Origin of the sequence: Bacillus sp. SRB_331 (assembly GCF_003264175.1) — a bacterium.
Lineage (GTDB): Bacteria > Bacillota > Bacilli > Bacillales > Bacillaceae_G > Bacillus_A > Bacillus_A mycoides.
This window is the reverse complement of record NZ_NADV01000043.1, coordinates 58,335-74,207: the sequence shown is the minus strand read 5'-3', so window position 1 is coordinate 74,207 and position 15,873 is coordinate 58,335. Positions and strand designations below refer to the sequence as shown.

Annotated in this window: 15 protein-coding genes; 4 read left to right on the top strand and 11 right to left on the bottom strand. The window is 35.9% G+C overall.

Going from position 1 to position 15,873, the window contains the following annotated elements:
- Positions 1-22: 22 nt before the first annotated feature.
- Complete coding sequence (gene coxB, locus B5P42_RS24880) at positions 23-1,072, bottom strand: cytochrome c oxidase subunit II (protein WP_113735487.1); 1,050 nt, start codon at positions 1,070-1,072, stop codon at positions 23-25.
- A 93-nt stretch (positions 1,073-1,165) separates the two neighbouring features.
- Positions 1,166-2,089, bottom strand: a complete 924-nt coding sequence (cyoE, locus tag B5P42_RS24875) for a heme o synthase (RefSeq protein WP_002033731.1) — start codon at positions 2,087-2,089, stop codon at positions 1,166-1,168.
- A 497-nt stretch (positions 2,090-2,586) separates the two neighbouring features.
- On the opposite strand from cyoE, the gene ctaA reads away from it, so the two are divergent.
- Complete coding sequence (gene ctaA, locus B5P42_RS24870) at positions 2,587-3,522, top strand: heme A synthase (protein WP_002014781.1); 936 nt, start codon at positions 2,587-2,589, stop codon at positions 3,520-3,522.
- 86 nt (positions 3,523-3,608) lie between these two features.
- On the opposite strand, the gene pyc is transcribed toward ctaA, so the two are convergent.
- The 3 genes from pyc to B5P42_RS24850 form a co-directional block, all read right to left on the bottom strand.
- Complete coding sequence (gene pyc, locus B5P42_RS24865; RefSeq protein ID WP_012261618.1) at positions 3,609-7,055, bottom strand: pyruvate carboxylase; 3,447 nt, start codon at positions 7,053-7,055, stop codon at positions 3,609-3,611.
- Positions 7,056-7,388: 333 nt separating this feature from the next.
- On the bottom strand, positions 7,389-8,567 hold the full coding sequence (locus tag B5P42_RS24855; protein WP_113735486.1) for an FtsW/RodA/SpoVE family cell cycle protein: 1,179 nt from the start codon (positions 8,565-8,567) through the stop codon (positions 7,389-7,391).
- Positions 8,568-8,695: 128 nt separating this feature from the next.
- The gene (locus tag B5P42_RS24850) at positions 8,696-8,980 is read right to left on the bottom strand and encodes an Fpa/YlaN family protein (protein ID WP_113735485.1); all 285 of its coding nucleotides are present in this window, start codon (positions 8,978-8,980) and stop codon (positions 8,696-8,698) included.
- Between the two features lie 150 nt (positions 8,981-9,130).
- Between B5P42_RS24850 and B5P42_RS24845 the strand changes: the two genes are divergently transcribed.
- A complete protein-coding gene (locus B5P42_RS24845; protein ID WP_002014789.1) occupies positions 9,131-9,628 on the top strand; it encodes a molybdopterin-binding protein in 498 nt (165 codons plus the stop codon).
- 49 nt (positions 9,629-9,677) lie between these two features.
- Here B5P42_RS24845 and B5P42_RS24840 read toward each other — a convergent pair whose 3' ends face one another.
- Together B5P42_RS24840 and B5P42_RS24835 are read right to left on the bottom strand one after the other, a co-directional pair.
- Positions 9,678-11,006: a PhoH family protein gene (locus B5P42_RS24840; RefSeq protein WP_002088317.1), complete on the bottom strand. Its 1,329-nt coding sequence runs from the start codon at positions 11,004-11,006 to the stop codon at positions 9,678-9,680.
- A gap of 246 nt (positions 11,007-11,252) precedes the next feature.
- Entirely contained in the window at positions 11,253-11,708 is a 456-nt protein-coding gene (locus B5P42_RS24835) for a PNPOx family protein (protein ID WP_002014791.1), read from the bottom strand.
- Between the two features lie 145 nt (positions 11,709-11,853).
- Between B5P42_RS24835 and B5P42_RS24830 the strand changes: the two genes are divergently transcribed.
- Positions 11,854-12,054 (top strand): YlaI family protein, encoded by a 201-nt coding sequence (locus B5P42_RS24830; RefSeq protein WP_113735484.1) that lies wholly within the window; start codon positions 11,854-11,856, stop codon positions 12,052-12,054.
- Between the two features lie 35 nt (positions 12,055-12,089).
- Here B5P42_RS24830 and B5P42_RS24825 read toward each other — a convergent pair whose 3' ends face one another.
- The 3 genes from B5P42_RS24825 to typA all read right to left on the bottom strand — a co-directional run bounded on the left by B5P42_RS24825 (position 12,090) and on the right by typA (position 14,684).
- A complete protein-coding gene (locus tag B5P42_RS24825) occupies positions 12,090-12,365 on the bottom strand; it encodes a hypothetical protein (protein ID WP_060749583.1) in 276 nt (91 codons plus the stop codon).
- Positions 12,366-12,379: 14 nt separating this feature from the next.
- Positions 12,380-12,682, bottom strand: coding sequence for a YlaH-like family protein (locus B5P42_RS24820; protein WP_000893662.1), 303 nt, complete (start codon positions 12,680-12,682; stop codon positions 12,380-12,382).
- A 157-nt stretch (positions 12,683-12,839) separates the two neighbouring features.
- Positions 12,840-14,684, bottom strand: a complete 1,845-nt coding sequence (gene typA, locus B5P42_RS24815) for a translational GTPase TypA (RefSeq protein WP_002014867.1) — start codon at positions 14,682-14,684, stop codon at positions 12,840-12,842.
- A gap of 140 nt (positions 14,685-14,824) precedes the next feature.
- Between typA and B5P42_RS24810 the strand changes: the two genes are divergently transcribed.
- A complete protein-coding gene (locus tag B5P42_RS24810) occupies positions 14,825-15,004 on the top strand; it encodes a DUF5325 family protein (RefSeq protein WP_000400127.1) in 180 nt (59 codons plus the stop codon).
- A 44-nt stretch (positions 15,005-15,048) separates the two neighbouring features.
- On the opposite strand, the gene B5P42_RS24805 is transcribed toward B5P42_RS24810, so the two are convergent.
- Positions 15,049-15,840 carry an inositol monophosphatase family protein gene (locus B5P42_RS24805; RefSeq protein WP_002033721.1) on the bottom strand — a complete coding sequence of 264 codons (792 nt, stop codon included), beginning with the start codon at positions 15,838-15,840 and terminating at the stop codon, positions 15,049-15,051.
- Positions 15,841-15,873 lie beyond the last annotated feature (33 nt).

Sequence of the window (15,873 nt, the reverse complement as noted above, 5' to 3'; positions counted from 1 at the left end):
CCCCTTCGCAAATGATCCCTCTTTATTTTTCAATCTTTAACGTTTGTAAATATGCATTTAATGCATTAATTTGATCATCCGTTAAGTTGCCATATTTACCAGTCATTTTATTACCTGGTTTCATATTTTCAGGATCTTTGAGCCATTTTTTTAAGTTCTCTTCATTATTTTCGGCAATACCAGCAACCATATCGCGATCTGCGAAGTTTGCTAAGTTCGGTGCGATACGAGCAGAAGGTGGTCTACTATCATTTGATCCAACTGCATGACAACCAATACAGCTTTTATTAAATATTTCTTGACCCCCTTGCGCCTTTGTAGAAGCTACTTCTTTTTTTCCATCAATCTTCTTCATGTCAGCAAGCCACTTTTTGTACTCGCTTTCATCCAGAGCTTTCACTTTGAACTGCATTAAAGAATGTGATGGGCCACAAAATTCTGTACAAAAACCATTATAAGTGCCCGATTTATCTGCCTTTAACCACATTTTGTTTACATTATCTGTATTTGTATCCATTTTCCCAGCTAAAGATGGAACCCAAAACGAATGTTTAATATCGGCACCCTTCAAATTCAAATACACTTTCTTACCTGTGGGGATAACTAAATCTTGAGAAGTTACTATTTTTTCTGATTTATAAGAAAATTCCCACCAATAAAGATTCGCTGTTACATCAACAACGATAGTATCTTTATCAATATTCTTTTTCTCCATCGCACTTACATCAGCAAGCTTGAATGTATATGTAACAGTCGGAACAGCCAAGATTAACAAAAGAATAATCGGAATGACTGTCCATATAATTTCTAGTTTGTGATTTCCTTCAACTTGCTCTGGAATATAATCTTCCTCACCCTTTTTTTGTCGGAAACGCACAATTACATATAAGAAAATAATAGTAACTACAAGTACTACTCCTACCATGATTGCACTCGCTAGCAAGAGCAAATCATATTGCATTTTTGCTACTTCCCCTTGCGGAATTAAAGTAGACTGAAAAGCTTTACCGCATCCCCCTAACAGTAAAGCCAGCAGTGAAACGAACGAAAGCAGTCGCCACTGTTTCTTCATACAAACAACCCCCACTTTCTTTGTGAATTAGATTGTACTTTATAGTTAAGTAAAGTAAATCTCAACGTAAAGAAATCCAATCATGTCGTTGTCTTAGAAGAATGTAACTACAATCATTGACACAAATAAGATTGTTAAGTAATTCAGGGAATAAACAAACATTTTTACGGACCACTTGATGTCATCTTGCTGACGGAAGCCATAAAGCCCTAATGCGATCCATCCGATGTTAAGCAATGTTGCAATTACCATGAATGTTATTCCAAGCCCACTCATATAAAATGGTAGTGGTAATAAACATACTGTCCAAATCATAATCTGACGTTTCGTAATATCAAATCCCTGTACAACAGGAAGCATTGGGATTCCTGCATTTCGATATTCATCAACACGCTTCATCGCTAATGCGAGGAAATGTGGGATTTGCCAAATAAACATAATTAAAAATAACATCCAAGCAATTGGATGATTTAAAGACGGATCAATTGCCGCCCATCCAATTAAAGGTGGAACTGCTCCTGATATACTACCTACAACAGTATTTAACGTATATTTTCTCTTCGTCCATAACGTATATAAAACAACATATGTGAAGGCACCAATAAATGAGATTAACACTGCCATCGGTGTAGTAAGTAATAAAAATGCAAAGCCAAGAAGTAAAATTACAAGTCCAAATGCAAGTGCAAAGCCAGGTTTATATTTACCTGTTACCGTTGGACGGTTTTTTGTTCTTTCCATTAATGGATCGATATCTCGGTCAATGTAGTTATTTAAACAACATACCCCTGCCATAATTAATGCCGAACCAACGATTGTGAAAAATAACTTATCTAGATTGTCCATAACACTCAATCCATTAAAATGTAAAGCCAACCAAAATCCTGTAAATACAGTAAGTGTATTTGAGTTTACAATCCCCATTTTAACGAGCGCTGATAAATCTTGTAACCGAGTTGTTTCCGGTACAATTGAAACAGCTGACTCATCATGCAGCTCACTTGTTGCATGGTTCATCACTTTAACCCCCTCTTAAACCTATCATCTTTCTAAGCATATATTTCATGTGAAATATTTCGCTTCTATATAGCAATATTATTACAGTAGAAATATTGTTAACTCATTCTACTACTAATCTACGCCCATACTCCAATATATTAAATCACATTTCCCGAACATTTTGTGAAGAAAACATGAACTTTTTGTGTCGAACATTAAAAAACTTTATTCTAATTTATCCTTATCATAACATGATGTTATCTTCTATAATAAACTATTTTGTCATATTTAGCATGTATTCTCCCCATTTCTTTTCAAAATAGCCTGAATTCCTCCTAAAATATGTATTTTAAATCCCATTTTTTTCTTTATAATACGTACGTTGTCCTCGCCCTCCATTTCTTTGCTATTTTATTATTTTTTATATATCATAGGACTGTAGCACGTTTTATTCTATACATAATGGAATGAAAATATTTCGCAATAACTTCATAGCAGAAAGATGGTGAAAGAGATTGCAACGCTTTATTAAATGGTTAGCAGTCATTACAAGTCTCGATTTATTAGTAGTTTTACTAGGAGGCGCTTTAGTTACAAAAACGGGTTCAGGCCAAGGATGCGGCAAATCATGGCCTCTTTGTAACGGTGAATTTGTTCCATCTAATTTATCAATGGAGACTATTATTGAGCTAAGTCACCGCTTAACATCTGGATCAGCAGGAATCCTTGTTACTCTTCTTTGTATCTTGTCCTGGAAATATTATAAACATGTGCGCGAAACAAAGACGTTAGCAATTTTATCCTTCGTATTTTTAGTTGCACAAGCATTAATGGGGGCGGCGGCGGTTGTTTGGGGTCAAATGCCTGCTGTATTAGCTATTCATTTCGGTATTTCCTTAATTTCATTTGCTTCTGTCATCTTGTTAACGTGTCTTATTTTTGAAATTGATCAGAAATTTGATGCACGTTCACTTATTATGGACAAAAAAATGAAATTTCATATTTATGGTGTAACAATTTACAGTTATATCGTTGTCTACACAGGAGCTTTAGTACGTCACGAACGAGCTACCTTAGCCTGTCCAGACTTCCCTTTATGTAGCAAAAATAGACCTATGCCAACTCAACTACATGAGTGGGTTCAAATGGGACATAGAGTTGCAGCGATGTTAATTTTCGCTTGGATACTATATGCGATGATTATCGCTATTCGCCATTACAAGCAGCAGCGTGTAGTATACTGGGGATGGATTATTTCATTTATCCTTGTTACACTTCAAGCTATAGTAGGGATTTTAGTCGTATTTACAAATGCTAGTTTAGCAATGGCATTATTACATTCGCTCTTCATTTCTTGCCTGTTTGCTGTACTATGCTATTTAGTTATGATAGGTACAAGAAGTACAGTCAATGCAAAAGAAACTGAATCAACTTCTAAGCAAACAAAATAAAGTAAAACTTTAATACCTTGCCAATTCGGCAAGGTATTATTTACACACAAAAAAGAGCTGCTTTCGCACAGCTCTTTTTCTTTATTTTAATGATCTAATTCAATGAGTAAATCTCCCGTTTGAATTGCATCCCCATCATTTACATATACTTTTTTCACTTTACCACTAAATGGCGCTTGAACCGTCGTTTCCATTTTCATAGCTTCTGTAATTGCCATGGAATCACCTTTTTTCACTTCATCGCCTTCTTTTACAACTACTTTAATAACAGTTCCCGGCATCGTTGCGCTAATATGATTTGGATTTTCACGATTCCCCTTCACACGCTGTGCAACAGTTGATTTCACGTTTTCATCTTTCACTACGATTTCACGCGGTTGTCCATTAAACTCCAGGTAAAGCACACGATTTCCATCTGGCTGTGGCTCCCCAATGGAAACTAGTTTAACCATCAATGTTTTACCTTGCTCGATTTCCACATCAATTTCTTCACCAAGTCTCATACCATAGAAGAATGTCGGTGTATCAAGCACAGATACATTTCCATAAATCCCAGCAACTTTTTCGTAGTCCATAAATACTTTTGGATACAATGCATATGCGACTACATCAAAAATTGTTACTTCGCGTCCAAGTTTGTGGAATAACTCTTCTTTTAAAGCATCGAAATCTACTGGTTCTAATAATTCACCCGGTCTTACTGTTAATGGCTCTTTCCCTTTTAAAATAATTTTTTGTAATTCTTTCGGGAAACCACCATATGGTTGTCCTAAATCTCCAGAGAACATTTCAACAACAGATCCTGGGAAGTCCATAGCATGTCCACGTTCTAAAATATCTTGTTCTGTTAGGTGATTTTGAACCATAAATAATGCCATATCACCGACAACTTTAGATGATGGTGTTACTTTTACAATATCGCCAAACATATCATTAACACGGCGATACATCACTTTAACTTCATCAAAGCGATCTCCTAAGCCAACCGCTTTTGCTTGTTGTTGAAGATTACTATACTGTCCACCCGGCATTTCATGCATATATACCTCTGTGTGAGGAGCATTCATACCACTTTCAAATGGAGCATAATATTTTCGTACATCTTCCCAATAATGAGATAGTTTTTCTAATGAGTCTATATTAACATCTGGCTGTCTTTCGTTTCCACCTAACGCATAGTATAGTGTATTCGCACTTGGTTGTGACGTTTGACCAGCCATTGAACTCACCGCTACATCGACAATATCAACACCTGCTTCAATTGCCTTCGTATACGTTAAAATACCATTTCCGCTCGTATCGTGTGTATGCAGGTGAATTGGAATCGACACCGTCTCTTTTAGTGCTGAAACTAAATCATATGCTGCGTTTGGCTTTAATAAGCCCGCCATATCTTTAATTCCTAAAATATGAGCTCCTGATGCTTCCAACTCTTTTGCTAAATTTTTATAATAATTTAAATCATATTTACTGCGTAACGGATCATGAATGTCTCCTGTGTAACACATTGTTGCTTCTGCAATCTTACCAGTATCTCGTACAGCATCAATTGCAACTCTCATGCCTTCTACCCAGTTTAAGCTATCAAAAATACGGAACACATCAATTCCAGCTTGCGCGGAACATTCCACAAATTTTTGAATTAAATTATCTGGATAGTTTTTGTAACCTACTGCGTTTGAAGAGCGAAGTAACATTTGGAATAAAACGTTTGGCATTTTTTCACGAAGATCTAGTAATCGTTCCCATGGATCTTCTTTCAAGAAACGATACGCAACATCAAACGTTGCACCGCCCCACATTTCTGCTGAGAATAAGTTTGGTAACATTCTCGCTGTCGGCTCTGCAATGTGATGTAAATCTTTTGTACGAACACGAGTTGCAAGTAATGACTGATGTGCATCACGGAATGTTGTATCAGTTAAAAGTACACGCTTTTGATCTTGTACCCACTTTACTAATCCATCCGCTCCACGCTCATCCAAAATTTGTTTCGTTCCATTTTGCATTGGCTCTGAGTGTATCACATTTGGTATACGAGCATCTGGGAAAATTGGTTTCTCTTTTTTCCCTACTCCTGGGAAGCCATTTACTGTTACTGTACCAATATAATTTAACATTTTTGTTCCGCGGTCTTTACGTTTCGGGAACAAGAATAGTTCAGGTGACGCGTCAATAAATGAAGTGTCATATTCTCCTGATAAGAAGTTTTTATGTTTTACTACATTCTCTAGGAATGGAATATTTGTTTTAATACCACGAATACGGAATTCTTTTAAGTTACGTTCCATTTTTGCAGCGGCTTGTTCAAAAGTAAGTGCCCAAGTAGTAACTTTTACAAGTAAAGAATCGTAGTACGGTGTAATAACTGCACCTTGGAAACTATTACCTGTATCAAGACGAACACCAAAACCACCGCCTGATCGGTACGCCATAATCTTTCCTGTATCAGGCATAAAGTTATTAAGTGGGTCTTCTGTCGTTACACGAGATTGGATTGCAAATCCATGCACAACCACTTCCTCTTGCTTAGGAACACCTACCATTTTGCTATGTAATGCATGTCCATCAGCTATTAAAATTTGCGATTGAACGATATCCACTCCTGTAATCATCTCTGTAATCGTATGTTCAACTTGAACACGTGGGTTTACTTCAATGAAGTAAAACTCATCACCTTTTACAAGGAATTCTACCGTTCCAGCATTTAAATAATTTACATTTTTCGTTAACTTTACTGCAGCATCACAAATACGCTGACGCAAATCATCTGAAAGCGACACGCTCGGTGCAATTTCAACTACTTTTTGATGGCGTCGTTGTACAGAGCAATCACGCTCATACAAATGAACAACATTACCTTCTTCATCTGCTAAAATTTGTACTTCTATATGTTTAGGTTTTTCAACGAATTTTTCAACGTACACTTCATCATTACCAAAGGCTGCTTTTGCTTCTGATTTCGCGCGATTATACGATTCTCTTAACTCTTCACTAGCACGTACAATACGCATACCGCGACCGCCGCCACCAAGGGATGCTTTAATAATAATCGGGTAATCATACTTTTCAGCAAATTCTTCAACTTCTTCTATTGAATTTACTGGACCATCACTACCAGGAATAATTGGAATTTGTGCTAGCTGCGCTTGTGTTCTTGCTTTAACTTTATCTCCAAACATGTCTAAATGCTTACTTTTTGGACCGATAAAGATAATCCCTTCTTCTTCACAACGTTTTGCAAATTGAATATTTTCTGACAAGAAACCATATCCAGGGTGGATTGCATCTACATGATTACTTTTCGCAATCTCAATAATGCCTTCAATATCTAGATAAGCATCAATTGGCTTTTTCCCTTCCCCAACTAAATAGGACTCATCGGCTTTATAGCGATGATAAGAACCGCTATCCTCTTTAGAATAGATCGCAACTGTGTTTAATCCAAGTTCTGAACATGCTCGGAACACACGAATTGCTATCTCTCCACGGTTAGCTACCAATACTTTTTGAATACGTTGCAGCTTTGTCATGATTTTCCCCCTCTATTTTCCTACCACTCTAGAGATAAAATACATACACACTCTAAAGAGCGTGAAGTTCTTCACTTTCTACATTATATTATACTTAGAAAGCTTCACTTTATTTTTATCCATCATACCTTATTTTTCAACAAATGATAAGTTTTCTGATCAATTTGTTTCACAAAAATAGTATAGCATACCTCTTCCTTTTCTAACAACAATATTGTATATCACATTTACTTGAATGTAATATACTTTTAATTTTAAAACAATCAATATTATATCACATTTAAAACCTAACAAAATAAAAAACACATTGAACTCTAGAGCTCAATGTGTTTTTTATTTTACAACAACAAGATGCGGTCCACCTTGTTCTATTTCGTTAGTCAATTTGTTTTGTTGTTTCTCTTGTCGTTTTACATAACTAGCAATATTTAACAGTATACCCATTGCAAGCAGATTAGCTAACAAAGAACTCCCACCATAACTAACAAATGGTAATGGTACCCCTGTAAGCGGTATTAACCCAGACATACCACCGACATTAATAAAGGTTTGAACTCCAAACAAACTTGCAATTCCTATGGCTATTAAACTTCCAAATGGATCGTTACACTTTTGTGCAACTCTAAATGCCCGAATAATAATAAGTAGTAAACAGATTAAAATGACAGCTACACCTATAAAACCAAGTTCTTCAGATATAATTGCCATAATAAAATCTGTTTGCGGTTCTGGTAAGTATCCATATTTTTGCACACTGTTCCCTAACCCTCGACCATTTAGCCCTCCTGAAGCAATTCCAATAAAAGAATTTATTAATTGGAACCCATCATTTTGAGGATCGTTAAATGGATCAAGAAAAACTGAAAACCGTGCCTTTTGATATGGATTTAATGCATAATTACCGAGAATATATAGTGCCGGAACCCATACTATAGAAGTTAAAACAATTCGTTTAATCCATAAATTAATCCGCACTCCCGAACAAAGAAACATAATTCCTACTGTTCCTGCAATTAACAAATCGGTACCTAAATCATTTTGCTTTAAAATTAAAACCATGATTAAACCAACACCAAAAAGTACCGGTCCCGATCCTTTCAAAACAGGCGTATTCGTTTCTTGTCTTTTCGCAAAAAAATGAGCCAATACGAGGATAACAGTTATCTTCACAAATTCTGCAGGCTGTATTCCAAATATCCATCCATTTGCGCCGTTTACTGTCTTAGTGAAAAATGCAGCTGCCGCTAATAATGCAATGCTAATACCATAACTCCCCAATAAAAAAATTCGTTTCCTCCACACTTTATATGGGATAGTAGCGATAATTATTAATATGATTGTCCCAGCAGCCAAAGTCATTAATTGTCTTTTAAAAAAGAAATTTGCTGGTTTATCAAACCTCGAAATCGCAACAATGGAACTAGAACTATATACCATTATAACTCCCAACACACATAAGATAACAAGAGGAAGTAATAAGGAATAATCCATCGATTTCCATACTTTTTTCATTTCATTTCCTCTTTCTGTTTCAATTTAATTATTGTTGTATTCCATATGTATATGGGTTCTTCCTTCTTTATTATACAAATAAAAAGCCCAAACTATTTCAGTTTGAGCCCCCTTATTTGAACCCGTTATTATTGTTTGTTTGTAAATGCTTCATGAAGTGCAGACAACTCACGTTCGAGCTCTCCTAACATTGCTTTCCCTTGTTCTTCTGCAATAAGACCAAGGCGAACCGCAAAATCGACCTCGCGGGATAGTCCAAACATTTGTGTGTCTAAAACTTCTTCATATAATGGACATTGCGGCATTGTAAGATTGTCCATTTGTACCTTAATAAGTCTTAAAATCTTCTCTGCATCCGCTTGTAGAAGGGCTAGTGCCTTTTCCTGATGATTTGATACTGTCTCAGACGCCAAATTGATTCCCTCCGTTTCCGTCCTACTCTCTCATATCTATTAATATTAGCGATAGTTTTAATAAATTGCAATAGAAACATTTTTTGTGACAACAGTGTCTAATACTATTATACTGAAAAGTGGGAGTATAACACAAATGGGGGAACAACAATGAGCGAAATTTTATTTATTAATGGAAAAGTTCGTTTTCCAATCACTATCGATCCAACTGTATGGATTTTCGATGATCGAAAAATAGATTTGACAACCTACTTTGATGAAACTAGAGAAGAATCATCCGAATTAGAAACATACTTAAAACATACTTCAGAGCATTGGGATCGCGAAATCCGTGATGGTGCTGCCTTCCCGCCAATACAACAAAGTGTAAAGAAATATAAAAAAGAACAGCTTATTAACGGGACGTTTGGCATACCACTTCATCCATTTCTAAAAAATGCTGAAATTTTAGAAGATGCTACTCATGTCGAAATTGAAACCACAGACAATACAATTACACTTCCGTTAGAAACAGCCCATAAAGCTATTCTCGGTTTTTCAAAAGAAGGTAAACCATTACGAGAAGACGGGCCTGTTCATCTATATTTCCATGATGGATCTAATAGACAAAATCCGATTCGTAACATCCGTAAATTTACAATCATTTAAATTGTATAATTAAAAGGCAAAAAAGGAGTGAGCTTAAGCTCACTCCTTTTTATAATAAATCCGCTGCTAGTTGTGCTAAATTAGAACGCTCTCCTTTAACAAACTTTACATGACCACTAATACGTTGTTCTTTAAACTTCTCTACAACATATGTTAAACCGTTATTATATTCATCTAAATACGGGTGATCAATTTGCTGAGGATCCCCCATTAATACAATCTTACTTTTTTCGCCTACCCTTGTTAATATCGTCTTTACTTCATGCTTCGTTAAATTTTGTGCCTCGTCAATTATAATGAATTGGTCTGGAATACTTCTCCCACGTATATAGGTAAGCGCTTCTACTTCAATCGAACCCATCCCAGCTAAAATAGCATCTAGCTCCCCAGGCTTTTTCGTATTGAATAAATACTCTAGATTATCAAAAATCGGCTGCATCCACGGTCTTAATTTTTCCTCTTTCTCTCCTGGTAAATAGCCTATATCTTTCCCTACCGGTACAATTGGTCTCGCGACAAGTAGTTTTTTATATAACCCTAAATCTTCCGTTTGCATTAGTCCCGAAGCTAATGCGAGTAACGTTTTTCCTGTACCGGCTTTCCCTGTTAACGTTACAAGTGGAATATCTTCCCGAAGTAGCAATTCTAATCCCATAATTTGCTGCACGTTTCGTGGGCGTATCCCCCACACTTGTTCATTGTGAAAAATAAGTTTTTTTACCTTCTTACCTAAATGATCCACAATCCCAAGTGCAGAACTAGAACCCCCTAGTGCATCTTTCATTACAACAAACTGATTTGGATAAAAAGGATGATTTGCGATTTCAGATAAAGGCAGTTCACCTTTTTCATAAAAATAATCTAACTGTTCTTTTGATATATACCCTTCTAAAAATCCTGAATATATATTTTCCACTTCGATTACTCGGTCACTTAAATAATCTTCGGCCTGCAATCCGATTGCATCAGCTTTTACCCTTACGAGTACATCTTTACTTACTAAAATAACTGATTTCCCGTCCTCTTTTTCTTGTTCTTCTAAAGAGAGGTTTTTCGCTACCGCTAAAATTCGATTATCATTTGTTTTTTCTACAAAAATATCTTGCAGTTGAACAAATGAGCGATGATTTAATTCAATACGAAATGTACCGCCGTTTTCTAACGGAATACTTTCATGCAGCTTTCCTATTTCGCGAAATTTGTCGATTAACTTAGATACATAGCGAGCATTTCGTCCTACTTCATCCATATAACGTTTTTTCGAATCAACCTCTTCTAATACAACTGCTGGAATCACTACTTCATTTGTTGCAAATGAAAAAATAGATAAAGGATCCTGCAAAAGTACATTCGTATCTAACACATAAATTTTATCCAACCTGTTACCCCCTGACTCCACTTTTAAATTTGTAGAACAAGGGTTTCATCCATAAAATATGGACGAACCATTGTTATAATTATATGTACCGTAAAAACGAGGTAGAATCGAAACTCATAGAAATTAAACCTTTTCTTTATTTTTTATTCATTTCTATTCAATATATTACTTTTTATTATAATTTTTCACATTAAATCACAATACTCACTTGTAAAAGTTTATGAACGATGTTCCTATTCATCTTCTTTATAATTCTTTCATTCCTACTAATACTTGGTTATCAAGCTTTTTAGCTGCTCGAAGATCATATGTTTTTTCATATGTTGGTTCAGTAGCAAGTTTCGCACCATAAAACATAACATCACGAACTTCTTGTACATTCACTTCTACTACCGTTAATTTTAGAGGAATCCCTTCCATTCTATCTGTTAAAATTTCACTTTCACCACTTATGGAAAATACGGATTCATTCGCCATTATAGTCAATACAACCCCTGCACTATGCCGTATATTCCCCACAATACGTGAGCGTTGATCTACCGCAAATCGAATACTAGTTTCACTCACTGCATATACCCAAGAAATAGCACTTACGTTAGGAATTTGTTTTTCGAAATCTGTTGTTGCTATCATAACGATACACTCTTTACGCAAAGATTGTACTAAATCACCTGTCAATGTAGGCTCAACTACATTCGCCATATTTCCACCTCCAAATATTATTTATATATCCTTATCATAACCTATTTTTCGAATTGCGAAAATATTATTTTTTCCCGCTATTATTCAAAAACATTATGCTTCCATGATATACTTATACTGATAGAATTCGTATTGAGGTGACGAAATGAGAGTCAGATGTATGATTTGTGATAAAAAAGATATGTTAGATGACGAAAATCCTATGGCAAAAAAACTGCGTAATCGCCCTATTCATACATATATGTGCATGGAATGTACGGAACGCATTGCAGATCGTACTATGGAACGCCATGCAAGTGGTAATTTCCGATTATATCGTGATAAAAAAGTAGAAGACGATTGGTAAACCGTAAATAAGTCCTTAATCATATAGATAAGGACTTATTTGTATTTTTCTGGTTCACGATTCATCTGATCCAAAAAACAATCAATTGCTTCTACTGGAAATCTTGCACACCTTATTTCTCCATCAATTTCATATGTAATTAAATACATTTCCTCGTTCTTTTCCACTTCTACATTTCGTAATTTATGCTCTTCATATATCATATTTCGAAATAATACGTACGTTTCTTGTGCAGCTCTATCATCTGGACGCGCTTCCGCAACAGTTTTAATTGTTAACCAATTATATAGTGCATCTTGTACCGAGCGCATGAAACTCCCCCTTTTCACCCTGCTTTTTGTTGTTTCGCTTGACGTAAACGTAATCTATAAATTCCAAGTACAATCGCCGCTACAACGAGCCCCTCTCCAACTGGCAAAAAAACTGCAAAGAAAGTTAATACCGTGCATCCAATTGCTAAAGATATGTATATTACTATATTTTTTAGCACTGATAGCTTCCTTGCAAATCCTAAATTATATACAAGTGCACTCAATATAATAATTGTTCCATAAAGTAACCACATCCCTAGTTCTGGATTTTCATCAACTTTGCACAATTTCGCGAAAAATGACATTCTTTCTAACACTATCTTTCCTCCCTTCTCATAAAAACAAATTTTCTTTATGTACTTAATACAAGAGTAACTCGCAAAAAAAATACTGTCCACAAAAAAGAATAAATATTCTAAAAATAAACAAAATAAAAAAACAACTACCTTTTATAAAGGTAGTTGTTTTTTATTTTTATGCTTCTACAGATTTCTTTTTCTTAGCAGCTCTTTCGCGCTCACTCTTATCAAGAATCTTTTTACGTAGACGAATTGATTCTGGAGTTACTTCACAGAACTCATCATCGTTTAAGTACTCTAATGACTCTTCTAAAGTCATTAAGCGTGGTTTTTTCATTGTTGAAGTTTGATCTTTCGTTGCAGAACGAATGTTCGTTTGTTGTTTCATTTTTACAACGTTAACTGTTAAATCATTCTCACGTGTATGTTCTCCAACGATCATACCAGCATATACTTCTGTACCTGGTTCAACGAAGATTACACCACGGTCTTCAACTTGCATAATACCGTATTGTGATGCTTTTCCTGCTTCAAGTGAAACTAGAACACCTTGACGACGTCCACCCACTTGTCCAGCATGTACTGGTTGGTAGCAATCAAATGTGTGATTTAAAATACCATAACCACGAGTTAATGTTAGGAATTCTGTTGTGTAACCAATTAACCCACGTGCTGGAACCATGAAAGTAAGGCGAACTTGACCGTTTCCGTTATTCACCATATCTAACATTTCACCTTTACGTGCGCCCATTGATTCCATAATAGAACCAGTGTATTCTTCAGGAACATCGATTTGTACGCGCTCTACAGGCTCACTTCTTACGCCATCGACATCTTTAATAATTACTTCAGGCTTAGATACTTGTAGTTCATAACCTTCACGACGCATGTTTTCAATTAAGATAGATAAATGTAACTCTCCGCGTCCAGATACGATCCATGCATCAGGAGAATCTGTATTATCTACACGTAAACTTACATCTGTCTCTAATTGTGAACGAAGACGCTCTTCAATTTTACGAGAAGTAATGAATTTACCTTCACGACCTGCAAATGGGCTGTTATTTACAAGGAATGTCATTTGTAATGTTGGCTCATCAATACGTAATAATGGTAAAGCCTCTTCATGCTCAACCGGACATACCGTTTCACCTACGTTAATGTCTTCCATACCTGAAACAGCTACTAAATCTCCAGCTTTTGCTTCTTCAATTTCTTGACGTTTTAATCCAATGTAACCAAATAATTTAGTTACACGGAATTGTTTTACACTTCCGTCAACTTTCATTAATGCAACTTGTTGTCCTACTTTCATTGTACCGCGGAATACGCGTCCAACCCCAATACGACCAACATAGTCATTGTAATCAAGAAGTGCTACTTGGAATTGAAGTGGCTCTTCGCTGTTATCAATTGGTGCTGGAATATGTTCAATGATTGTGTCAAACAATGATTTCATATTCTCTTCTTGATTTGCTGGATTTGAATCTAAGCTTGCTGTTCCGTTCATTGCTGATGCAAATACAACTGGGAACTCTAATTGGTCTTCGTTTGCACCAAGTTCGATGAATAAGTCAACTACTTCATCAACTACTTCATCAGGGCGAGCGAAGTCACGGTCAATTTTGTTTACAACAACGATTGGAGTTAAGTTTTGCTCAAGAGCTTTCTTTAAAACAAATCGTGTTTGTGGCATACAACCTTCATATGCATCAACTACAAGTAGAACACCATCAACCATTTTCATGATACGTTCTACTTCTCCACCGAAGTCAGCGTGACCAGGTGTATCTAAAATGTTAATTCTTTTATCTTCATAGTGAATCGCAGTATTCTTCGCTAAAATTGTAATACCACGTTCTCTTTCTAGATCATTTGAGTCCATTGCGCGTTCTTCAATATGTTCATTCGCACGGAACGTCCCCGCTTGACGTAATAACTGGTCAACAAGTGTTGTTTTACCATGGTCAACGTGGGCAATAATTGCTATATTTCGTAAATCTTGTCGTTTTTTCAACATGTCCAACTCCTAATGTCTTTTTAATCCTTCTCTATTATAAGAGCGAAGGGGATACAATGGCAATCAAAATAAAATCAAGAATGAAAATATAGTTGTATTCTTACTTTTGTGAAAGTAAAATAAGATTGGAGGGTGAAGAAATGGAACACATTCAATATCGCTTTTTATTAACAGCAATTATCGGTGTTATCTTCTTAATTGGTATCGGAATTATGATTGCTGAAAATAGTCCCATCGGCATTATTATTTGCATTATCGGCACATTTGTTACAGTTGGATACGGTTTTGTAACAAAAAGAAAAATGCGTAAATCGCAATAACATTAAAAAGTAAGAAGCTTCTTTATGCCTCTTACTTTTTTTCATTATTGCGATACAAATGGTAATAATTCTTCGTATACTCCTGGTTTTGCCACTAACACACTGCTTTTCTCTACAATAGAAAGAGGCGTTCCCAAGAACGTTGTCACTTTACCGCCAACTTCCTCTACAATAATCTGTCCCCCGCCAAAGTCCCATGGCGATAAGCGCGGTGTTACATATGCGTCTAATCTTCCTGTGGCAACATATACCATTTCTAACGCTGCACAACCATATGACCTCGTACCTCTCGCCTTCTTAACGAGCATCATCATTTTTTCCATATTAAGCAATGGATTATCAGTAAGCCATATCGCATTCAAAGCTATAACTCCATGCTCTACCGTTCCTTTTTCCAACATGGGAATAGCTAAATCATTGCAAAAAGCCCCTTCTCCCTTTACCGCATGATATAGTTCGTCATGAACTGGATCATAAATAAGACCAATCTTTCCGATACCGTTCTCATAAATCCCGATTGAGATTGCGAAATTTCTTTTTTGATGAACAAAGTTCATCGTGCCATCAATTGGATCAATTAACCAAACAACCCCATTAGAAGAGGTAATCTCATCTCCATAGCCTTCTTCTCCTAAAATGTTATGAGCCGGGAATGTTTCTTTAATTTTCCCAATTAAAAACTGCTCCGTTTCTCGGTCCATATTTGTTACTAGATCAGCTGCATTTGACTTTGTTTCTATAATAAGTGTTTTTTTCAGTGACGCCATTAATTGTTCTCCTGCTTCTCGAATCCACTGTTTCGCGTGTGTATCGATGTCTTTCCATACTTCTTGCATGTTTAAACACTCCGATCTATACTGTTCACAGAA